General features: G+C 69.3%; 20 protein-coding genes. 5 read left to right on the forward strand and 15 right to left on the reverse strand.

Annotated elements, in window-relative coordinates; all coding sequences use genetic code 11:
* Positions 1 to 67: 67 nt before the first annotated feature.
* Positions 68 to 1,129, forward strand: a complete 1,062-nt coding sequence (locus ACV22V_RS08985; RefSeq protein ID WP_059692180.1) for an alkene reductase — start codon at positions 68 to 70, stop codon at positions 1,127 to 1,129.
* Between the two features lie 15 nt (positions 1,130 to 1,144).
* On the opposite strand, the gene ACV22V_RS08990 is transcribed toward ACV22V_RS08985, so the two are convergent.
* The gene (locus ACV22V_RS08990; RefSeq protein WP_448013595.1) at positions 1,145 to 1,672 is read right to left on the reverse strand and encodes a GNAT family N-acetyltransferase; all 528 of its coding nucleotides are present in this window, start codon (positions 1,670 to 1,672) and stop codon (positions 1,145 to 1,147) included.
* A gap of 83 nt (positions 1,673 to 1,755) precedes the next feature.
* Between ACV22V_RS08990 and ACV22V_RS08995 the strand changes: the two genes are divergently transcribed.
* Positions 1,756 to 2,367, forward strand: a complete 612-nt coding sequence (locus ACV22V_RS08995) for a LysE family translocator (RefSeq protein WP_059526588.1) — start codon at positions 1,756 to 1,758, stop codon at positions 2,365 to 2,367.
* 91 nt (positions 2,368 to 2,458) lie between these two features.
* On the opposite strand, the gene ACV22V_RS09000 is transcribed toward ACV22V_RS08995, so the two are convergent.
* Positions 2,459 to 2,887: a hypothetical protein gene (locus ACV22V_RS09000; protein ID WP_059526591.1), complete on the reverse strand. Its 429-nt coding sequence runs from the start codon at positions 2,885 to 2,887 to the stop codon at positions 2,459 to 2,461.
* Between the two features lie 249 nt (positions 2,888 to 3,136).
* Positions 3,137 to 4,069 (reverse strand): phosphatidylinositol-specific phospholipase C, encoded by a 933-nt coding sequence (locus tag ACV22V_RS09005; RefSeq protein ID WP_448013596.1) that lies wholly within the window; start codon positions 4,067 to 4,069, stop codon positions 3,137 to 3,139.
* Between the two features lie 6 nt (positions 4,070 to 4,075).
* Here ACV22V_RS09005 and ACV22V_RS09010 point away from each other — a divergent pair, with 6 nt between their 5' ends.
* Complete coding sequence (locus tag ACV22V_RS09010; protein WP_448013597.1) at positions 4,076 to 5,098, forward strand: LacI family DNA-binding transcriptional regulator; 1,023 nt, start codon at positions 4,076 to 4,078, stop codon at positions 5,096 to 5,098.
* Positions 5,099 to 5,107: 9 nt separating this feature from the next.
* On the opposite strand, the gene ACV22V_RS09015 is transcribed toward ACV22V_RS09010, so the two are convergent.
* From ACV22V_RS09015 to ypfJ, 11 genes are all read right to left on the reverse strand, one after another.
* Positions 5,108 to 5,968, reverse strand: coding sequence for a carbohydrate ABC transporter permease (locus tag ACV22V_RS09015; RefSeq protein WP_059692208.1), 861 nt, complete (start codon positions 5,966 to 5,968; stop codon positions 5,108 to 5,110).
* Positions 5,965 to 6,834, reverse strand: coding sequence for a carbohydrate ABC transporter permease (locus ACV22V_RS09020; protein WP_448013598.1), 870 nt, complete (start codon positions 6,832 to 6,834; stop codon positions 5,965 to 5,967). Before ACV22V_RS09020 ends, ACV22V_RS09015 begins: the two co-directional genes overlap by 4 nt.
* A gap of 34 nt (positions 6,835 to 6,868) precedes the next feature.
* A complete protein-coding gene (locus ACV22V_RS09025) occupies positions 6,869 to 8,107 on the reverse strand; it encodes an ABC transporter substrate-binding protein (protein ID WP_448013599.1) in 1,239 nt (412 codons plus the stop codon).
* Between the two features lie 188 nt (positions 8,108 to 8,295).
* A complete protein-coding gene (locus tag ACV22V_RS09030) occupies positions 8,296 to 9,504 on the reverse strand; it encodes a porin (RefSeq protein WP_448013600.1) in 1,209 nt (402 codons plus the stop codon).
* A 171-nt stretch (positions 9,505 to 9,675) separates the two neighbouring features.
* Complete coding sequence (locus ACV22V_RS09035; RefSeq protein ID WP_059527184.1) at positions 9,676 to 10,614, reverse strand: helix-turn-helix domain-containing protein; 939 nt, start codon at positions 10,612 to 10,614, stop codon at positions 9,676 to 9,678.
* A gap of 59 nt (positions 10,615 to 10,673) precedes the next feature.
* Entirely contained in the window at positions 10,674 to 11,264 is a 591-nt protein-coding gene (locus tag ACV22V_RS09040) for a DUF3156 family protein (protein ID WP_448013601.1), read from the reverse strand.
* On the reverse strand, positions 11,261 to 12,763 hold the full coding sequence (locus ACV22V_RS09045) for an APC family permease (RefSeq protein ID WP_448013602.1): 1,503 nt from the start codon (positions 12,761 to 12,763) through the stop codon (positions 11,261 to 11,263). The genes ACV22V_RS09040 and ACV22V_RS09045 overlap by 4 nt, the downstream gene beginning before the upstream one ends.
* Positions 12,764 to 13,016: 253 nt before the next feature.
* Positions 13,017 to 14,357: an aspartate aminotransferase family protein gene (locus tag ACV22V_RS09050; protein ID WP_059526610.1), complete on the reverse strand. Its 1,341-nt coding sequence runs from the start codon at positions 14,355 to 14,357 to the stop codon at positions 13,017 to 13,019.
* Positions 14,358 to 14,445: 88 nt separating this feature from the next.
* Positions 14,446 to 15,948, reverse strand: a complete 1,503-nt coding sequence (locus ACV22V_RS09055; protein ID WP_448013603.1) for an aldehyde dehydrogenase family protein — start codon at positions 15,946 to 15,948, stop codon at positions 14,446 to 14,448.
* A gap of 147 nt (positions 15,949 to 16,095) precedes the next feature.
* Complete coding sequence (locus ACV22V_RS09060) at positions 16,096 to 16,836, reverse strand: helix-turn-helix transcriptional regulator (RefSeq protein ID WP_448013604.1); 741 nt, start codon at positions 16,834 to 16,836, stop codon at positions 16,096 to 16,098.
* A 320-nt stretch (positions 16,837 to 17,156) separates the two neighbouring features.
* Positions 17,157 to 18,035: a KPN_02809 family neutral zinc metallopeptidase gene (gene ypfJ, locus ACV22V_RS09065; RefSeq protein WP_059692171.1), complete on the reverse strand. Its 879-nt coding sequence runs from the start codon at positions 18,033 to 18,035 to the stop codon at positions 17,157 to 17,159.
* A gap of 392 nt (positions 18,036 to 18,427) precedes the next feature.
* Between ypfJ and ACV22V_RS09070 the strand changes: the two genes are divergently transcribed.
* Positions 18,428 to 19,219, forward strand: coding sequence for an SDR family NAD(P)-dependent oxidoreductase (locus ACV22V_RS09070; protein WP_448013605.1), 792 nt, complete (start codon positions 18,428 to 18,430; stop codon positions 19,217 to 19,219).
* A 281-nt stretch (positions 19,220 to 19,500) separates the two neighbouring features.
* Here ACV22V_RS09070 and ACV22V_RS09075 read toward each other — a convergent pair whose 3' ends face one another.
* On the reverse strand, positions 19,501 to 20,481 hold the full coding sequence (locus ACV22V_RS09075; protein WP_448013606.1) for an NAD-dependent epimerase/dehydratase family protein: 981 nt from the start codon (positions 20,479 to 20,481) through the stop codon (positions 19,501 to 19,503).
* A gap of 99 nt (positions 20,482 to 20,580) precedes the next feature.
* Here ACV22V_RS09075 and ACV22V_RS09080 point away from each other — a divergent pair, with 99 nt between their 5' ends.
* The gene (locus ACV22V_RS09080; RefSeq protein WP_059692168.1) at positions 20,581 to 21,480 is read left to right on the forward strand and encodes a LysR family transcriptional regulator; all 900 of its coding nucleotides are present in this window, start codon (positions 20,581 to 20,583) and stop codon (positions 21,478 to 21,480) included.
* Positions 21,481 to 21,506 lie beyond the last annotated feature (26 nt).

Here is a 21,506-nt window from a genome sequence, read left to right on the forward strand (position 1 = left end):
GGCCACGCGGGCCGCACGCCGCACACGACGCGGCGGTAAGCCCGCCTTTCTGAAAAGGTTATCTGCCATGCCCACCCTGTTCGATCCCGTTACCCTCGGCGACCTGACGCTGCCGAACCGCGTCGTGATGGCGCCGCTCACCCGTGCCCGCGCAGGCAGCGCGCGCGTGCCCAACGACCTGATGGCCCGCTATTACGCCGAGCGCGCGTCGGCCGGCCTGATCATCAGCGAAGCGACTTCGGTCACGCCGCAGGGCGTCGGCTACGCGGACACGCCGGGCATCTGGTCCGACGAGCAGGTGGAAGGCTGGAAGCGCGTGACGCAGGCCGTGCACGCGGCCGGCGGCCGCATCGTCCTGCAGCTCTGGCACGTCGGCCGGATCTCGGATCCGATGTTTTTGAACGGCGACCTGCCGGTCGCGCCGAGCGCGATCGCCGCGGGCGGTCACGTGAGCCTCGTGCGGCCGCCGCGCCCGTTCGTGACGCCGCGCGCGCTCGAACTCGATGAAATTCCGGGCATCGTCGCCGCATACCGCAAGGGCGCCGAAAACGCGAAGAAAGCCGGCTTCGACGGCGTCGAGATCCACGGCGCGAACGGCTACCTGCTCGACCAGTTCCTGCAGGACAGCACCAACCTCCGCACCGACGCGTACGGCGGCCCGATCGAGAACCGCGCGCGCCTGCTGCTCGAAGTGGTCGACGCGGCGATCGACGTGTGGGGTGCGGGCCGTGTCGGCGTGCATCTCGCGCCGCGCGGCGACGCGCATACGATGGGCGATTCCGACCCGGCCGCGACGTTCGGTTACGTCGCGCGCGAACTCGGCCGCCGCAAGATCGCGTTCATCTTCACGCGCGAATCGTATTCGGGCGATCAGTTGAGCCCGCGTCTGAAGGAAGCGTTCGGCGGCCCGCTGATCGCGAACGAGCAGTTCACGCTCGAATCGGCGCAGGAAACGCTCGCGAGCGGCCACGCCGACGCGATCGCGTGGGGCAAGCTGTTCATCGCGAACCCGGACCTGCCGCGCCGCCTCGAGCTCGGCGCGCCGCTGAACAAGCCGGTGCCGGAGACGTTCTACGCCGAGGGCGAAACGGGTTACACCGACTACCCGGCGCTCAGCGACGCGGCCTGACGGCCGGCGGCGCGTTCATGCGCGCACGTCCGCGCGCATGAACACGCGCTGCGTTTCGTCGAGCCCGCGTGCGACGTGATGCGCGCGAATCGCGCGCAACGTGTCGTCGAGCGATGCGTCGTCGATGATGACGAAGCCGAGGCGCGCGTAGTACGGCGCATTCCACGGCGCGTCGCGGAAGGTCGACAGCACGACCTGGGCGATGCCGTCTTGCGCGGCGCGCGTCATGATCCATTCGATCAGGCGCGCGCCGATCCGCTGCCCCGCGTGCGACGGCGCGACATCCAGCTCCTCCAGATAAAGCCGCCGCGCATCGAGCAGCCGGTAGAACGCAAAACCCACGCACGTCCCCGCTTCGTCCGTTGCGACATAGGCGCGACCGTCGTCGATGCGCATCCGCACGTCGGCCGCATCGGTCGGCTCGCCTTCGGCGATGTCGGGCATGCCGATGTCGCGAAAGCGCTGGGCGGCGGCCACTTCCACGGCGGCCATCGCGGCCACGTCTTCCCGCGTGGCGGGACGAATCCGGATCGATACTGTCATCACGACGAGGTGGGCAGGCGGGAACGGCCGTCACTATAATCGAAAGTTCATACGTTTCGAACGCCCTGCCCACGAGGTCCGTCATGACGCTGTCCGCGCTCGCCGTGTTCGCCATCGCCCTGCTCGTCACCGCCGGCACGCCCGGCCCGAGCGTCGCCGCGCTCGTCGCGCGCGTGCTGACGAACGGCGTGCGAGACGTGCTGCCGTTCCTCGCCGCGATGTGGATCGGCGAGGCGCTGTGGCTCACGCTCGCGGTTGCCGGGCTGTCCGCGTTCGCGCGCACGTTCGAGACGGGCATGCTCGTACTGAAGCTGCTCGGTGTCGCGTACCTGCTGTTTCTCGCGTGGAAGATGTGGACCGCGCCGACCGACACGAAGGCCGGCGACCTGCCGCGCGGCCAGTCGCCGTGGCGCATGTTCGTCGCGGGCACGCTGGTCACGCTCGGCAATCCGAAGATCATGCTCTTCTATCTCGCGCTGTTGCCGACGATCGTCGACCTGACGCACGTCGGTGTCCTCGCGTGGGCCGAGCTCGTCGGCACGATGCTCGCGGTCCTGATCCTGGCCGACTGCTTCTGGTCGCTGCTCGCATCGCGTGCGCGTGCGTTCCTCACGTCCGCACGCGCGAAGCGGATCGCGAACCGCACCAGCGCGACGGCGATGGCCGGTGCGGCGGTGGCGATCGCGACGCGCTGAACGGGCACGGTCGCACGCGCATCCGCACGACGTCTCGTCGTTGCGAAACGGGGCGGACCGCCACGCCCGCCCGTCAGCGCACGACGGCGCGTTACGGCGTCCCGGCGCTGCAGCAATACGCAAGCAGGAACGTCGCGGTGCCCGCGTCGCCCTGCACGATCGCGCGCATGTCGCCGTTCAGCTTCGCCATCGCCGCCGTCACGTAATCCGGTGCGGGCAGCTTCGCCGTATTGAAGTCGTGTACCGCAACCGCGACCGGCTTGTTGTCCTTCGTCTTCGGCGAAGCCAGCGCCCGGTCTTCCGCGGCGAATCGCTGTTCGCGCGTGGCGACTGCACCGACCTGCCCCGCGCAATAGCCGTGCGTTCCCGACATGATGTGAATCGTGTGACCGTCGCCGCTCAATCCCGACGCGATGGTATTCAATGCCGCTGCGACGTCCCTGACGTTGCACGGGCCGTGAAAGCCCCAGATCTGCACCGCGTTCGGGGTGCCCTGCATGATGTTGACGAGCGTTGCCATGACCTCTCTCCTTGCAGTCCTGCGTCGTGGACGGTTCGCGGCGAATCGGGCGCTGCTTGTCACGACGACGTTCATGGGCCGGCGCGATGCCGGGCACACGTGCCCGTTGCCTCCCGCCGAGTTGAGAAACATCCGGATATCCGCGACGGACTCGATCGAACCGTGCCCGCCATGGACGGTTCAACCTTATCCATCGGCCTCGTTTCGAAACATGGACCGCTCGTCACACATTCGGCACCGTGCCGATCTTCACGGGAAGCGGGAATCGCGGGCCAGCCTGCGCGCATCACCCCGCTCGGGCACGTGATCGTTGCACGCAACCAGCGCCCGCACCAATGCCCAGTCATCGTCGTCGCAGAAATCGAGCAGCATCGCGCCATACGAACCACGTTGCGCGCGCAACCGCTCCGCGAGCCGCGCCTGAATCCCCTGCACCCTGCCGTCGCCACGCGCGACCACCGACGGATTCGCGCCCATCCCCGTACCGCTGCAGAAATTGATCGCCCAGCGGCCGCTTTCCGGCGACGGCATGCCGGTCAGCAGCGCATCGATCACACGCCACTTGTAGTTGATCGATCCAGCAACGGGCACGCGGTATTCGTCCTGGATCACGAACGCCGCATCGGGATGATCGATCGTGAAGGTCGCGTTGTCGGGCCACGCGGTCAGGTCGATGCCCAGCGGCCGGCTGCTGCGGAACCGCCGCAGCAACACCACCGCGCCGCGCACGTCGCCGAGCGCCGGCAACGCGCCGCCCGCGTGCCAGCGCAACCGCGGGTGCCGCGCACGATGCGCATCGAACGTCGCATCGAAACCGCGCGTGCACGCCTGCGCCGGCCATTCGTCCTTCACCGACATCACGATGCATTCGCGCGGATGCGCATCGAGAAAACGCACACAGTCCGCGAGCACGTCGTCGAACGACATGCCGAGCGCGATCCCGCCGTGATGGATGTCGAACGCATCGCAGCGGTGCCGGCAGCGGATGTCGAGCAGCCGCACGCCGTGCGCGAGCTGCGCGGCGAGCGGCGCGCGCTGCGTGCGCACGAGCGGATCGTCGACCGTATACGCACAGGTGTCATGGCTGCCCGGTAGGGTCAGCGTATGCAGCGGCCGCGCGTCGTCGAGCGCCGACATCCAGTCGGCCAGCGGCGTGGAAGCTTCGTATCGCGAAGGGATCATGAATCGATGACTGACAAGGAAAGAAAAACGTGGGTGACCGCGTCGGATGTCGCCGTGCGGGCCGGCGTGTCGCGCTCCGCGGTGTCGCGCGCGTTCTCGCCGACGGCGAGCATCGCACCCGAAACACGCGAACGCGTGATGGTGGCCGCGCGTGCGCTCGGCTACCAGGTCAACCTGATCGCACGCGACATGATCACGCAGCGCAGCAGCATGATCGGCGTCGTGACGGCCGGGTTCGAGAATCCGTTCCGCGCGCGGCTGCTGTCGGACCTGATGGCCGCGCTCGGCCAGCGCGCGTTCACGCCGCTCGTCACCAATGCGGACGATCCGCACCAGGTCCGGCAATCGCTCGAACGGCTGCTCAGCTACCGGATCGCGGGCCTCGTGATGACGTCCGCGTCGCCGCCGCTGTCGGTCGCGCGCCAGTATCTCGATCACCGGATTCCCGTCGTGATGATCAATCGCGAAGCGAACCTGCCGGGTGCGGACGTCGTCATCAGCGACAACGCGGCGGGTGCCGCCCATGCCGCGCAACGGCTCGTGCGGGCCGGCGCGCGCCGGCTCGCGTTCGTCGGACCGCGCACCGCGAGCTACAGCGCACGCGCACGTGCGGATGCGTTCGGGCAGGCGCTGCAACGCGGCGACGCGTTCGATGTGGCGCTCGTCCACGTGATCGATACGCACTCCGATACGCATGCATGCGGCATCGACGCCGCGCGGCAACTGTTCGCATCCGGCGAGCGCCCGGACGGCGTGTTCTGCTCGTCCGACCTGCTCGCGCTCGGCGTGATCGACGCCGCCCGCGACGCATTCGGCCTGCGCGTGCCCGACGAGGTGCGCGTGATCGGCTTCGACGACATTCCCGCCGCCGAATACGGCGCGTATCGGCTCACGACGCTGCGCCAGGACACGCAAGGCCTCGCGCACGCGGCCGTCGATCTGCTCGCCGACCGGATCCAGACGTTCGACGGCGCATCGCGCACGCGCGTCGTGCCGGTTACGCACGTGGTCCGGCACAGCTGCGCGTAACGTGTCGCGTCACTTCAGCCCGCCCGCGAAGCCGCGCAGCAGGTAGCGTTGCACGTAGCCGGCCACGGCAAGCGTCGGCAGCGACGCCAGCAGCCCCGCGCTCATCAGGTCGCCCCAGTCGATGCCGTTCTCCGTCACGTAGCCGGCGATGGCGAGCGGCAGCGTGAAGCGGCTCGGCGTCGACACGAACAGCAGCGCAATCAGGAACTCGTTCCAGGCGGCGATGAACACGAAGATCGCGGTCGCGATCAACCCCGGCGCACACAGCGGCAGCACGATCTGCACGAGCCGCCGCGCGAGCCCCGCACCGTCGATGCACGCGGCCTCCTCGTATTCGACCGGCACGTCGCGCACGAACGCGAGCAGCATCCAGATCGCCATCGGCAACGCGTAGATCTGGTAAGCGAGCATCAGCCCGAGCGTCGAATCGAGCAGATGCAGCCGCTTCGCGAGCGCGAACAGCGGCACCGCGATCGTGATCGGCGGCATCAGCTTCAGTGCCAGCACGAGCATCAGGAACAGCAAGTCCAGCCGGGCCGGAAACCGCAGCCGCACGAGCGCATACGCGGCCGGAAACGCGAGCGTCAGCGCGAGCAGCGTCGTACCGAACCCGACCAGCAGCGAATTGGCGAGCGGCGCGCCGATGCCGTTCGACCAGACCGACGCGAAATGCTCGAGCGTCGGCGCGGCCGGCACGATCCGCAGCGGATGATCGAGGCGCTCGAGCGTCGGCATGAACGCCGCGCCGGCCATCCACAGGCACGGCAGCAGCAACAGCGCGAGCGCGGCGGCGCGCAGAATCCACGGTGCCGCGCGACCGAACGTGGCCCCCGTTCGCGCGTGCGCGATGCCCGCGGATCGCGCCGTCATGCGCGCCGCTTGCGAACCGTCTGCCATACGTACCCCGAAACAAGCAGCGCGGACGCCGCGAGCATCAGCACCGACGCGGCGCTCGCCGGTCCGACGTTGAAGAAGCGGAAGCCCGTGTCGTAGATGTAGGTCGACAGCGTCTGCGTCGCGTTGCCGGGGCCGCCGCCCGTCAACGCATAGACCTTGTCGAACAGCTTGAACGTGTCGATCGAGCGCAGCAGCAGCGCGAGGCCGATCTGCGGCGCCGCGAGCGGCAGTGTGACGTCGCGCAGGCACTGCCACTCGCTCGCGCCGTCGGTGCGCGCGGCTTCGTACAGCTCCTGCGGGATCGATTGCAGCCCGGCCAGCACGATCAGGAACGCCATCGGCGTCCACTGCCACACGTCGACGAGCGCGAGCGACCACAGCGCGAGATGCGGATCGGACAGCCAGCGCACGCCTTCGATGCCGAACACGGCGAGCAGCGCGTTGAGGAAGCCGTCGAAATTGAGCCAGTTGCGCCAGATCGCCGAGCACACGAGCGTGGACAGCATCATCGGCAGGATCGCGAGCGGCAGCGCGATGCGCCGCCCCGGAAACGCGCGCACGAACAGCAGCGCGAGACCGAAGCCGAGCGCGACTTCGACGAGCGATGCCGCGATCGTGAAACGCAGCGTGTTGCCGAAGCCGGCCGCGAACGCGTCGTCGCCGAGCACCGCGCGATAGTTCGCGAGCCCCGCGAACGCGCGGCGGCCCGCCGTGTAGTCGACCTGGCAGAACGAGTCGATCAGCACCTGCGCGACCGGGTACAGCGCGAGCGCGGCCAGCACCAGGAGCGCGGGTCCGAGCAGCGCGACGAGCGGCAGGCTGCGGCCGAAGGCTTTCATGCGCGGATTCCGGACGAAGCGTGGCGACAAGCCGTCACTTGCCGGCCGCGGCCATCGCCTGCGCGATCTTCTGCTGCGCCTGACGCAGCGCGGCGTCGGGTGCGGCCTGCCCGGTCAGCGCGAGCTGCAGCTGGTCGCCGAGAATGCTCTCGACCTGCTGCCAGTCCTTCACGCGCGGCCGCGCACGGCCGGCCTCGAGCGCCTTCAATTGATCGGGATACCAGCGATACTGGCGCACCAGCGCCGGATCGGCGAACACGCTGCGGCGCGTCGGCGGAATGCCGATCCCGGCGAGGCGCGTTTGCGTGTCGCGCGAACTCAGGTAGGCCAGGAATTCCTGAGCGAGCTTCGCGTGCGGCGCGTCCTTCGCAATGCCCATCTGCCAGATGCCGAGCATCGGCGCCGGGCCGGCCGTCTGTCCGGGCGGCGGCTGCAGCGCGATCTGCCCGACCACGCGCGACTGCTTCGGATCGTCGAGTGCCGGAATCCACGCCGGCCACACCTCGATCGACTGAGCGGCCGTGCCGCGCTGAAGCGCATCGCGCACTTCGGCGGCGCCGTACACGTCGACGTCCTTCGGCGCGGAGGCCTTCAGCGCGAGGAACGTCTTCAGCGCGGCCTGCGACTCGCGCGAATCGATCGTCACGTTGCCGGCGCGGTCGAACACGTCGCCGCCATAGGCCCACAGGATCGGCAGGAAGCCCGTCACGACCGGGTTGCCCTTGGTGCCGCGGAACACGACGCCCGACACGCTCTTGTCCGCGCCGCCGACGGTCTGCGCGATCTTCAGCACGTCGTCCCAGTTGCGCGGCGGCTGCAGCTTGTATTTCGCGAGCAGATCCTTCCGGTACGCGAACATCTCGACGTTGCCGACGATCGGCAGCGCGTACAGCGCGCCCGCCGCGTTGCGCCCGAGCGCGACCGTCGACGGCACGAGATCGGCGTCCGCGAGCGACGCCGGCAGCGGCTTCAGCCAGCCGTTGCCGATGAATTCGGGCGCCCACGTGTCGTCCATCATCACGAGGTCGTACGTGCCGGTGCCTTCGCGCATCGACAGCTTCAGCTTCTGGTACAGGTTCGCGTTCGGCAGCTTGAGCAGCTCGATGTCGGTTCCCGGATGCAGCTTGGTGAAGCCGGCGACGGCGTCGGCCAGCCCCTTGCCGTAGATGTCGTCGCGGCCCGCGATGACGAGATCCGCCGCGAAGGCGTGCGAGGCGGCAAGGGACAGCGCAACGGCGGCGGACAGCGCGCGCAGGCGGCTCAGCAAGGTCATGTGGTCTCTCTCGATCGGCGTGGTGGCGGGTCGGCCGCGCGTTGCACACGTGTGCAACGCCGGCGACGCTTCGGGCGTCCTGAAGCGAACGCCATTGTTCACGTCGATCGTTAAGAATTTGTGGCACGCGGCGGAACCGGCCGGACATCGCAGCCGGCCGCCCCGCCCGCTTCGCCACGTGCGCGCCGTCAGAAGTTCACGCGAATCCCGGCCATCACCGCGAGTTGCCGGCTCGAATTGCTGTTCGCGAGCACCGGAATCTGCGCGTAGTTCACCGCATTGCCGTTCGCGTCGGTGCCGAGCCCCGTGCCGCTCGCGATCTGGCCGATCGCGACCGCATACAGCGCGGTGCGCTTCGACAGGCTGTAGTTCGTGCCGACGTTGACCTGGTGAAAGCGCGTCGTGCCGCGGCCGTCCGTGTGCGCGGCGTTGAAGATGTACGCGACGCCGCCCTGCAGCGCGGGCGTGAACATATACGTGACGTTCAGCTCGCCGACGTCGAACGTGAACGCCTGCGTGCGCGGCTGCGCGCCGGTCGAGAAATAGCGGCTGTCGCCGAGGCGCGTGTGCGTGTAGGTCAGCGCGACCGTCGCCGCGCCGAGCGTCACCGAGCCGCCGGCGCCGAACGCGCGCATCGAGCCGGCGTCCTGGAGCAGGCAGTACATCGCGCCCGGATTGCTGCACGCGAAGTCGCCGATATAGCCGTTCGCGCCGCCGAGCGCCGCGTCGAGCGGCTGGTGCAGGTCGAGATAGCCGACCGAAAACGCGACCGGCGCACGCGTGTAGGTCGCGGCGACCGCATAGCCGCGCCTCGCGGAAAAATCGCCGGCCTGCCCGCCGAAGCTGAACGTACCGCCGAACGTCAGGCCGTTGAAGTCCGCGCTGGTGAACTTCACCGCGTTGTTGAAGTTGAACGCGGCGTTCAGGTTGTCGACGTCGCCGAGATGCGAGCCGTACGGCGTCGCCCAGTTGTTGCTCGACACGTACGCGCCGAGCATGTCCGTGTACGAATCGTATTGGCGGCCGAGGCCGAGCGTGCCGATCGAATCCTGGCGCAGCCCGACCCACGCCTGCCGGCTGAACGCCGTGCCGCCCTGCAGCGCCTGCCCGTTCGCGGACAGGAACTGCTGCTCGAGCGAAAACACCGCGTTCAGCCCGCCGCCGAGCGGCTCGGCGCCCTGGAATCCGAAGCGGGACGGCACGAGGTTGCCGCCGCCCATCTGCCATGCGTGGCCGCCGCCCGTGCTGCCGTCGGCGCGCGTGAACTGCTGGTTCGTCGAATAGATGACGCCGGTGTCCACGGTACCGTACAGCGTCACGCTGCCCGAGGTTTGCGCGTATGCGTGCATGCAACCCAGCGCGGCCGCGCTCGCGGCCAGTCTTCGTCCGATCTTCATGTCCCGCCCCTCTGATGTCATCGATTCGCAGTGCAGATCGATGGTGTTGTCGATATGGGTGACAGGACTCTATCCAGCGAAAATTCGGGACTCCTATCCCAAATCAGCAAACGATGAAGCGAACGGACGACACGCGACCATGCCCGGCGGCACGGTCGCGATGCGCGGACGTCACTCGGGACGCAAGGTTTGCGACGGCAGCTCGCCGAACAGGTCGCGATACTCGCGTGCGAAATAGCCGAGATGCGTGAAGCCCCAGCTCGCGGCGGCCTCGCCGACACCGAGTTGCTGCGCCGAGGTCGTGCGCAGCAGGCGCCGCACCGCATTCAGCCGGATCGTGCGCAGATAGCCGACGGGCGTGACGTCGGCGACGCGCTGGAAGCTCGTCTGCAGCGTGCGGCGGCTGCAGCGCAGCGCGCGGCACAGCTCGAGCACGGTGACGGGTTCCTCGGGCCGGTCGCGCAGATGTTTCTCGCAACGGCTGACGATATCGCTGTAGGTCGCGTGCGTGATGTCGCGGCGCTCGACGCCGATGCCCTGGTCGAGCGCATCGAGGAACATGCCGAGCATCGCGTCGCGGAACATCTTGCGGGTGGCCGCGTAGTCGAGGCATCCGGGGTTGCGCTGCGCGTCGTCGATCAGCGACGACAGCCGCGCGCCGAGCGCGACGCCTTGCGCATCCGACAGCCGCGTGACGTGCCGCAGCTTGCGCGCGCCGGCCGCGCCGAACTCGGCTTCGCACAGTTCGTCGATCATGTCCGACGCCGCGCTGATCCCGACGAGCCCCATCCCTTCCGGCGTGTGGAATTCGAAATCCTCGCCGGCGCGCAGCGCGAGCAGCGCATAGCCGTCGACCGGCTGGCCCTGGAAGGTGCCGGCGAGCGGCATCGACAGCGGCACCGCGAGCGACGTGCGCCCGGCCGGCGCGAGGCCGGTTTGCGCGACACGCCGGTTGGTCGTCTCGCGGAAGAAATGGAACTCGTCGTACAGCACCTGCGTGACGGTGCCCCTGAACCGGCCCGGCGTCATCTGGCGGTAGACCTGATGCCAACCCGCGATCGCGAGCCCGTGGTCATGCACGTCTTCGTGTGAGCGTGACTGGAACAGCATCGGCATCTCCGGTGAAACCCTGAATCCACGTTGCGCCGCACCGCGCGCAACGGCACAGCTTACCCCCGCAAAATTCCGCGCAGTGCAGTTTCGAATGCAAGGCAGGCCGCCGACAGCGCGGCGGCCTGCTCGCCGGTCAGGCGGACATAGCGGCGAAACGACGGCATCCGGTTCACGACCTCGCTGCCGCCGAACGGCACGACGGCGAGCGTCCAGCGCCCGTCGCGCGCGGCGATCGTACAGTCGGTCAGGTGCAGCGGGCGCAGCGCGTCGGCGAGTGACGAATCGGCGACGAGCGCGGCCACCGCCCGCACGAATCCGGGGCCGCTTCCCGCTGCGGGCTCGGCTGCGACCCCGGTGCGCCGCAGCCAGCCGGTCTGCAGCACGCGGGCATGGCCCTGCCCGGCCGGGCCGGCCGCGCCGATCGACACCTGCACGCTGACCGTATGCATCAGGAACTGACGGTCGACGCGTTCTTCGATGGCCACGCGCACGCCATTCGGCAGCCTGGCCAGAGGTTCGGCCGCGCCGCTGCTCGCATCGCGCGCCGCCCCGAGGTCGGCCAGCACGCGCGCGGCGATCGCGCCGGGCCGGTGGCCGGGCGGCGGCGTGTCGGGCGCCGCGCGCCACCGGGCGAATGCGAGCCTCACGACGCGACGTGCTCGTTGCGCAGCACTTCCTCGACCGGCACCGGCTTGAACGGATGCCGGCGCTGCACCACGAGCGTCCAGAACAGCGCGTACAGCGCGGTGAGCCCGAGCATCGCGCCGAACGGCACGTAGATGTCGCGCGCATTCATGCCGGGCGGCGTGATGTACCAGATCGCGAGCACGATGCCGACGCTCGACACGATCTGCGGCAGCGGGAACAACGGCGAACGATACGGACGCGGCAGGTCCGGGCGGCGGATGCGCAGCATCACGACCGACGCGGTGACGAGCAGATACGCGGTGCCCCACGCGCAGGTCGCGGCGAGCACGAGATGCAGGATGCTGTCGAGGTTGCCGTTGATCAGCCACGCATGGAAGATCGGCACGATCGCCGACGCGACGATGCCGACCACCGGCGTCTTGAAGCGCGGATGCAGATACGCGAAGCAGCGCGGCAGCGCGCCGTCGATCGCCATCCCGTACAGGATGCGCGGCAGCCCGGCCATCAGCGTGTTGATCGTCGCGGCGCCCGCGCACAGGAACGCGATGCCGAACCACACGCGGCCGAAGGGCCCAAGCACCTGCAGCGCGAACGCGGGAATCGCGCCCGGCGTGTCGAGCAGATGCGTGAGGCCGTCCGGGCTCACCGGCACGTTCGCGACCTGGCGACGGATCGCCGCGCCGTACAGGAACATGCAGATCGCGACGCCGACGAGGCCGAGCGCCATCGCGCGCGGAATCGTGCGGCCCGGCGCCTTCATTTCCGGCGCGAGCGGCGTGACGAACTCGCACCCGACGAACATGAACATCGCCATCCCGACCAGCGACAGCACTGCCGGCACCGACGTGCCGACTTCCGAGCCGCCGAACCAGCCGTCGAGATGCACGGCCGGCGCGGCCGCGAGGCCGAGGATGCCGAAGATCATCAGCGACAGCCACATGCCGGCCGTCAGCACGATCTCGAGCTTGCTGAACACCTTGATGCCGATGATGTTGGTGATCGCGAACGTGACGACGAGCCCGACGCCGACGAGCCACGAACTGTTGTGCTTCTCGAACGCGGCGTTCAGCGACTCGAAGTTCACGAGCGCCATGATGCCGCTCAGGATCGTCTCCGCCGTGCCGGCGAACACGTGCACCAGGAAATACGCGGAAATCGTGCCGGTGATCGCCCAGAAGCGACCGAGCCCGCACGACAGGTAATCGTAAACCGAGCCCGCCGTCGGCAACATCGCGGCGGCTTCGGAGAACGTCGTCGCCTGCGCCTGCATCATCACGAACGCGATGATCATCGCGACCGCGAACGCCCAGCCGCCCATTCCGAAGCCCGACGTCGCAGTGAGAATCACCGGGCTCGCCATGATGAGGCCGACGGCGCTCGCCAGCGCGGTCGGGAAACCGACCGCGCCCGCCTTCAGCACCGTGCCGCCGCCCGCTTCAGCCGACGCACCGGCGGGCGTATCGCCCGCGGCGCCGGTCACTCCAGACCATTCCGACATCTTCGTCTCCTTCCCTTTTCGGGCCGGCGCCGGCGCTGCGGCGCCCGCTCCGTTCCGTGCTTCGCGGTCGGCCCGAGGCGGCGCTTCGGCGCGTCGCCATCGGGCCCCTGTCGATCCAATCCAGATCCGATGGCGAAAAAATACGCAGGCAAAATAATCCGGTCATAGCGCAAATCGGCAAACCGGCGGTGACGAACGGGTTATCCCGCCCTCCACCGCCGGTTCGGCGTCATGCGCTCATGCCGTCACGGCCTCACGCGAACGGCACGGCCTCGAAGCCCGCCGCGAGCGCGTCGACGATCCGGTCGAGCTGCTCGCGCTGGATCACGAGCGGCGGCGACAGGATGATCTTCGTGCCGACCGGGCGCACCAGCACGCCGTGCTCGCGCGCCACTTCCGCGACCGCGTTCGCATAGCCGGACAGCGGGTCGATCGGCTCGCGGGTCTGCTTGTTCGCGACGAGGTCGAGCGCGAGCATCAGCCCCTTGCCGCGCACCTCGCCGACCGCCGCGAAGCGTTCGGGGAACGACTGCAGCGCTTCGAGCAGATACGCGCCCTGCTTCGCCGCGTTCGCCGGCAGGTCTTCCTTCACGACGATGTCGAGGCTCGCGAGCGCGGCCGCGCACGCGACCGGGTGCCCGGCATACGTGTAGCCGTGCATGATCGCGCCGCCGAAGTCCGCGTTCGCGGCGAACGCATCCTCGATCCGCGCGTTCACGGCCGTCGCGCCGAGCGGCACGTAGCCGGACGAGATTCCCTTCGCGAGACACATGATGTCCGGGCGCACGCCCCAGCCGCGGCTGCCGAACATGCTGCCACTGCGGCCGAAGCCCGTCACGACTTCGTCGGCGATCAGCAGCACGCCGTAGCGGTCGCACACCTCGCGCACGAGCGGCCAGTAGTTGGCCGGCGGCACGATCACGCCGCCCGCGCCCTGTACCGGCTCCGCGATGAACGCGGCGACCGTGTCGGGGCTCTGGAACTGGATCTCGCGCTCCAGCATTTCCGCGCAGATCCGGCCGAGTTCCTCCGGATCCTGCGTGAACGGATTGCGGTACAGCCACGGCGTCTCGACGTGGAAGCAGCCGGGCAGGTTCGGTTCGTAGTTGCGGCGGAACACCGTGTTGCCGTTCACCGACGCGCCGCCGAAGTGCGTGCCGTGATAGCCCTGTTTCAGCGAGATGAACTTCGTGCGGTCGGCCTGGCCGCGCACCTTCCAGTACTGGCGCGCGATCTTCAGCGCGGTCTCGATCGAGTCGGAGCCGCCCGAGCTGTACAGCACGCGGCGCATCCCTTCCGGCTCCAGCATGTCGATCAGCTTCTTCGACAGTTCTTCCGCGCGCGGATGCGAGATGCCGTCGAACAGCTGGAAGTATTCGAGTTCGTCGAGCTGGCGCACGATCGCGTCCTTCACTTCCTGGCGATTGTGCCCGACGTTCACGTTCCACAGGCCCGCGACGCCGTCGACCAGCTGCTTGCCGGTTTCGTCGAACACGTAGCAGCCGTCGCCGCGCACGATGCGGATCGGCTTGCGCTGTTTCATTTCGTTCGGGTGCAGCATCGGGTGCCAGAACTTCGCTTCGTTGTAGCTCATTGCAGTCTCCACTTTCGGATCGTGTGAACCTCGGCCGTGGACGGCCGGGGTTCGAGGTTGTCGGGGTGTTCGGAACGGGCGCCGCGCGTCAGTGCGCGATGCACACGGATTTGGTTTCGGTGAAGCCTTCGATCGCGTACTGGCCGAACTCGCGGCCGATGCCCGACTGCTTGTAGCCGCCGAACGGCATCGACGGGTCGAGCGGAATGTGACAGTTCACCCATACGGTGCCGGCCTCGATCTGCGGCACGAGATTCATCACGCTCTTCAGGTCGTTGCTCCAGATGCTCGCGGCGAGGCCGTACGGCGACGCGTTCGCGAGACGCACGGCCTCGGCCGCATCGTCGAACGGCACGACGACGATCACCGGACCGAACACCTCGTCGCGCACGATCGCGCTGTCGGGATGCGGATCGGCGATCACGGCCGGCTTCACGTAGTAGCCGGGCAGGTCGTCGGCCGGCGTGCCGCCCGCGAGGAACGTGAGGCCCGCGCGGCGCGCGCCCTCGATGTGCTGGACGACCGTGTCGCGGTGGTGCGCGGAGACGAGCGGGTTGATCTGCGCGGTGGTGTCGAGGCCCGCGCCGAGCGTCATCGACTGCGCGACGCCCGCGAGGCCGTCCGCGAGCTGCGCGAACTTGCTGCGATGCACGTAGATGCGCGACGCGGCCGCGCACACCTGTCCCTGGTTGAAGAACGCGCCGGCGGCGACGCCGTCGAGCACCTGCGCGACGTCGACGTCGTCGAGCATCACGATCGGGTTCTTGCCGCCGAGTTCGAGCGAGAAGCGCGTCATGTTCTGCACGGCCGCCGCGCCGACCCGCTTGCCGGTCGCGGTCGAACCCGTGAACGAGATCTTCGCGATCGACGGGTGGCTCGCCAGCGCGGCGCCGCACGTGCGCCCGCCGGTGACGACGTTGAACACGCCGGGCGGCACGCCGGCGTCGAGGGCGAGTTCGGCGAGGCGCAGCGCGGTGAGCGGCGTTTCCGGCGACGGCTTCAACACGATCGTGCAGCCGGCCGCGAGCGCCGGAATCAGCTTCCACACGGCGATCATCAGCGGAAAGTTCCACGGCACGATCGCGGCGACCACGCCGACCGGCTCCTTGCGCGTATAGGCCGTATAGCGCGCGCCGGGCGGGAACGGGATCGACACGTCGAGCGTCTGGCCGGTGATCTTGGTCGCCCAGCCGGCCATGTAGCGCACGTATTCGACGCTCGCGCCGACCTCGATCGCGCGCGACACGTGGATCGACTTGCCCTGGTTCAGCGTTTCGAGCTGCGCGAGCGTTTCGGCGTCGGCTTCGATCAGGTCGGCGAGCTTCAGCAGGATGCGCTCGCGGTCGGCCGGGCGCAGCCCGCTCCACACGCGCGTGTCGAATGCGTGTTTCGCGCTGGCGACGGCGCGGTCGACGTCGTGCGCGTCCGCATCCGCGACCGTCGCGAGCCGCTCGCCGGTCGCCGGGTCGTACACGTCGAGCCGCGCGGCCGCGTGCGCGGGCTGCATGGCGCCGTCGATGAAAAGGCCGAAATCGCGTGCGACGAAGGTGCGCACGGTGTCGCTGACCGCGACGAAGTTCGTGGTGCTCATGGGCGTCTCGATGATTGTCATGGCTGGGCCGCGTGCGCGCCGGCATGCGGGTGTCGAACCACTGTATCGACGAGGGATCGCGCCCGGTGAGCGCAAATTGGCAAGCGTGCGGGGGATCGACACGCGCGCGAGGCGAGTGCGAAAAAACTACAGGAACAACGTGCCGACCAGCTCGGTGCGGTTCGACACGCCGAGCTTGCGGTACATCCGCATCAGATGCGTCTTGACGGTCGGCTGGCCGAGCGCGAGATCGCGCGCGATCTCCTTGTTCGAGCGGCCGTCGCGCACGAGGCGGGCGATCTGCTCCTCGCGGTGGGTCAGCCGCTCCTCGCAACCGATCCGGTGAATCCCGCGCCGCGCGCGCAGCAGCGGGCACAGCGCGGCTTCGACAACCGGCTGCAACCGTGCCAGCGCGTCGATCTCGCCCGGCGCGAACCGGCCCGCCGTGCCGTTGCCCGCGCCGCCGCCCGCGTCACCCTTCCCGAAGCGCAGCAGCGAAAACGCGCCGATCGTCCGGCCCGCGTCGTCGCGCAGCCAGATCTCGACGACGTCGGCAACATCGTGGCGCCGCAGGAAACGGGTCCAGTATGCGGACGCATCGCGCCTTTCGTCAGGCAATTGGGAAGCGAGCGTCACGACCGCATGGGCGCCTGCCGCGCAGCGCGACGGATGCAGCGGATCGAGCATCCGGTAGCGCGCGATGTAGGTGCGATGCATCGACTCGGGCATGCCGAACAGCTCGAAATCGGCCGGCTCGCCGCTCAGGTCGAGCCGGTAGAACACGATCGCGGACGGGCTCGCGAACGCGTCGAACGCGTCGACGCACGCGCGCAGCGCGCGCTGCCAGTCGGCGGCTTCGTGATCGGCGGGAACGGGTGAGGTCGGCATGATGGGAGCGGCCGGCGGCCGAACGCGTCGAAGTTCGGGCCAGCCTACCGGCGCCGAAATGGGCCGGTGAGCACAAATCGGCAATTCGTCTGCGGGTGGTGGATGGCGGACGCGCCGGCCATGTCTCGACGACGGAATCTGCGTCGGGAAGGCATGCGCCGCGAGCCGCTGGACCGGGAATGGACGTCGAAGACGGTGCGGAACATCGCGCGCGCCGATCGAGCGGGATCGGAACGATCGACGAAGTTTCCGGAGCGGCCGCGCGTGCGGCCTCGAAGCGAAGGCGCGGCGACATGCGCGCCCCGCCCCGTCGGTCAATATCAGTGCGCGTTCGCGGCGAACGTGTCGCAGGCGCTCACTTCGCCCGACTCCATCCCGCGCCGCAGCCAGTACACGCGCTGCTCGCTGGTGCCGTGCGTGAAGCTCTCCGGCACGACGTAGCCCTGGCCTTGCTGCTGCAGCCGATCGTCGCCGATCGCGGCGGCCGCCTTCAGCCCCTGCTCGAAATCGCCGGGCTCCATCAGCCGCTGGTTCGCGCGCTGCGCGTTGTTTGCCCACACGCCGGCGAAGCAGTCGGCCTGCAGTTCCATCCGCACCGACAGCGCGTTCGAGCGCGCTTCGCTCGAACGGCGGCGCGCGGCGTCGACCTTGTCGGAAATGCCGAGCAGGTTCTGCACATGATGGCCGACTTCGTGCGCGATCACGTAGGCCTGCGCGAAATCGCCGCCCGCGCCGAACCGCTTGCGCAGTTCGTCGTAGAAGCCAAGATCGATGTACACGTTGCGGTCGCCCGGACAGTAGAACGGCCCCATCGCGGTCTGGCCGGTGCCGCATGCGGTCGGCGTCGAGTTCGTGAACATCACGAGCTTCGGCGCTTGGTATTGCGCGTGCAACTGGGTGTTGAACACGCCCGTCCACGTGCGCTCGATATTGCCGAGCACCTTGCGCGTGAACACCGCGCCGGGATCGTTCGCCGGCGCGCCCTGATGCTGCGTCGGCGCGGGTTGCGCCTGCTGCTGCCGGCCCTGCAGCGCCGACGCGCCTTCGAGCACGACGCGCGGGTCGATCCCGAAAAAATACGATGCGGCCAGCGCGACCACGATCGTGCCGATGCCGATCGTCGCGCGCCCGCCGCCGAACCCGCCGCCGCCGCGTCGATCCTCGACGTTCATGCTTTCTCTTTCGTCGTCCAGCCTCATTGCCGGCCCCTCCCTGTTCTTGTCGATGGTCCGGCCGCGATGCGCGACCGGGCGATCAGCCATCGCGCCCTGCGCCATCGGCGGACGCGGTGTATCCATATCGGTCGTACGCGCGCGCCGATCTCGCCGCCTGCCGCTCCGCTTGCACGACGGAATCGGCGGCCGTCGCGCCCCGCACCGATGCGCGGGCGCGCCCGCGCCATTTTGCCGGGCTTTTGCGACGCATCGCAAAAATACGGAGGATAGAGCGATTCGGCGCCGAACATCGTCAGCCTTTGCAAAATGACCGCGATCCGGCCGGTCGGCCCGGTGCGCGTTCATCCTTTCGGCGGATACCGGCGTGCGTCGGCGCCGCCTAGAGTGACCGGAAACGACACCTTCCGGAGAACGCCATGACGCACCCGCAACCCCGCACGATCGCCATCACCGGCGCCGGCACCGGCATCGGCGCCGCGTGCGCGCGCCGCTTCGCCGCCCGCGGCGATCGCGTCGTGCTGATCGGACGGCGTCGGCCCCCGCTCGACGCGCTCGCCGCCGAGACGGGCGGCCTCGCGCTCGCCGGCGACGCCGCGAGCACGGCCGACTGGGCTCGCTTCCTGCCGGAGATCGCCGGGCGGTTCGGCCCCGTCGATGCGCTCGTCGCGTGCGCGGGCGGCCACGGTCTCGGCCGCGCGGACGAAACCGACGACGCGCAATGGCGCGACGCGCTGCATGCGAATCTCGACACCGCGTTCGTCAGCGCACGCGCATGCCTGCCCGACCTGATCGCGCGGCGCGGCAGCATCGTGCTGGTCGCGTCGATCGCGGCGCTGGCGGCCGGGCCTGGCGTATGCGGCTATACGGTCGGCAAGCATGCGCTGCTCGGGCTCGCGCGTTCGCTCGCACGCGACTACGGGCCGCACGGCGTGCGCGCGAACGCGGTGTGCCCGGGCTGGGTCCGCACGCCGATGGCCGATGCGGAAATGGAACCGCTGATGTCCGCATACGGCGACACGCTCGACGGCGCGTATGCGCGCGTGAGCGCCGACGTGCCGCTGCGGCGCGCGGCCGATCCGGACGAGATCGCGGCCGTGTGCGCGTTCCTGGCGTCGCCCGACGCGTCGTTCGTGACCGGCGCGACGCTCGTCGCGGATGGCGGCGCGATGGTCGTCGATGTGCCGACGCTCGCGTTCGACACGCCGTGACGCCGGGAGACACGCAGCCCACGTGACACCGCGTTGCGGGCACCGCGCAACGTCGAGCGCGCGTTCCTTCCGGCATTCGGACGGCCGCCTTTGCCCCGCACGTCACTGTATCCAGCAGATATGCGCGAAACCGCTCGGCCGCGATGCGTGGTGTCTCGATCCGGTGCGCGGGCGCAGTCTTCGGCATCGGTATGCGGTCGAGGTAGTGCCCGTCGTAGCAGGAAGTAAGCTGGCCGGTGCGCATGCGATCGAGCGCATGAACCGCATGCGGGGGCTCGCCGTCATCGCAAGCAGCCCAGCCCCGCGAGCGCCGTCTCCACCGCGGTATCGAGCGGCGTCACCGGCTCGCGGCCCAGCACCGCCGTCACCCGCGCGTTGTCCATCCGGAGCGGCTCGCGCCACAGATAGCGCATTTCGAGCATCTCGCGCATCGTCGTGACGAACGGCGCCGCGGCCCACACGAGCCACCACGGGAATCGCCGCACCGTCGGCCGCATCCCGTGCCGCTGCGCGACGCGGCGCACGGCCTGCGCCATCTGCGTGCCGTCTGCGTCCCAGTACCCGCCGAAATGGAAGCGCGCGAACGGCTCCAGCGTGTCGCGTCGCTCGAGCAACTCGACCATCGTGCGCGCGACGTCCGGCAGGTACGCCCATTGATGGCCGACGCCCGGGCGGCCCGGCACGCTGATGGCCGCGACGGGCCGCCCGGCCTTGACAAGCCCCTGCCCGAACCAGTTGTTGCCCGCATGCGCCCCGAAGAAATCGCCGGCCCGCACGATGATCGTCCGGACGCCCTGCGCGGTCGCCGCCTGCAGCCGCCGCTCCATCTCGACGCGGATCGCGCCCTTGCGCGTCACCGGATGCTGCGGCGCGTCTTCGCGCAACTCGGGAAACGCGTCGGGGCCGTAGTTGTAAATCGTCCCCGGCAGCACGACGGTCGCCCGCGCCACCGTCGCCGCCGCGATCGTGTTGTCGAGCATCGGCAACACCTGCGTCGCCCAGTTCCGGTAGCCGGGCGGGTTCACCGCGTGCACGATCACGCTGCAGCCGCGCGCCGCGCGGACCACCGCGTCGCGGTCGAGCGCGTCGCCACGCATCCATGCGATCCCGTCGCGCTCCACCGTCCCGGCGTCGAGCCCGCGCTTGAGCGCGCGCACCTGCCAGCCGGCATCGCGCAACTGACGCGCGACCTCGCCGCCGATGCCTCCGCTCGCGCCGAGCACGAGTGCCTGTCGTTGCGTTCCGCCTGCGTTCGCCGTCATCGCCGTTCTCCGTGAATGAACCGTTGTCTGCACGCATTCTGGCGCGGAGCCGCCTAACAAGGAATTGCCGAACCCAATCGATCAGCTATACATTTATGTATGACTATCGATCTGAACTGGGAACGCTACCGCACCTTCCTCGCCGTGCTGACGGAAGGCTCGCTGTCGGGCGCGGCGCGCGCGCTCGGCATCACGCAGCCAACGGCCGGCCGTCACGTCGCGGCGCTGGAGGCCGCGTTCGGCCAGACGCTGTTCACGCGCTCGCCGTCGGGGCTGCTGCCGACCGAGGCGGCGCTCGCGCTGCGCGGTCATGCCGAGGCGTTGCGCAGCGCGGCGGCCGCGTTCGAGCGCGCGGCCGCGAGTCACGGCGCGGGCGTGCGCGGCACCGTGCGGATCTCGGCCAGCGACGTGATCGCGGTCGAGGTGCTGCCGCCGATGCTTGCGCAGTTGCGGCGCGACCATCCGGGGCTCGTCATCGAACTGGTGCCGACCGACCGCATCCAGGACGTACTGAACCGCGAGGCCGACATCGCGGTGCGGATGGCGCCGCCCGCGCAGGAAGCGCTCGTCGCACGGCGCATCGGCGAGATCGACGTCGCGCTGCATGCCCGCGACGATTATCTGGCCCGCAACGGGACGCCGTCGTCGACGGACGAACTCGCGCATCACGCGCTGATCGGTTTCGATACGGTGACGCCGTTCATCCGTTCGGCGGGGCGCGGGATGCCGCTGTGGAAGCGCGATGCGTTCGCGCTGCGCACCGACAGCAATCTCGCGCAACTCGCGATGATTCGCGCCGGCTACGGGATCGGCTTCTGCCAGAACCGGCTCGCGCAGCGCGATGCGCGGCTCGTGCGCGTGCTGCCGGACGGGCCCGCGATGAAACTGGAAACCTGGGTGGTCATGCACGAGGATCTGCGCGCGAGCCCGCGTTGCCGGGCCGTGTTCGATGCATTGGCGAACGGGCTGCGCGCATATGCCGAAGGGACGGCCGACTAGGCCGCTCCAGCCCGATGCGCCCGCGC

The organism is Burkholderia sp. AW33-5 (genome assembly GCF_053427615.1).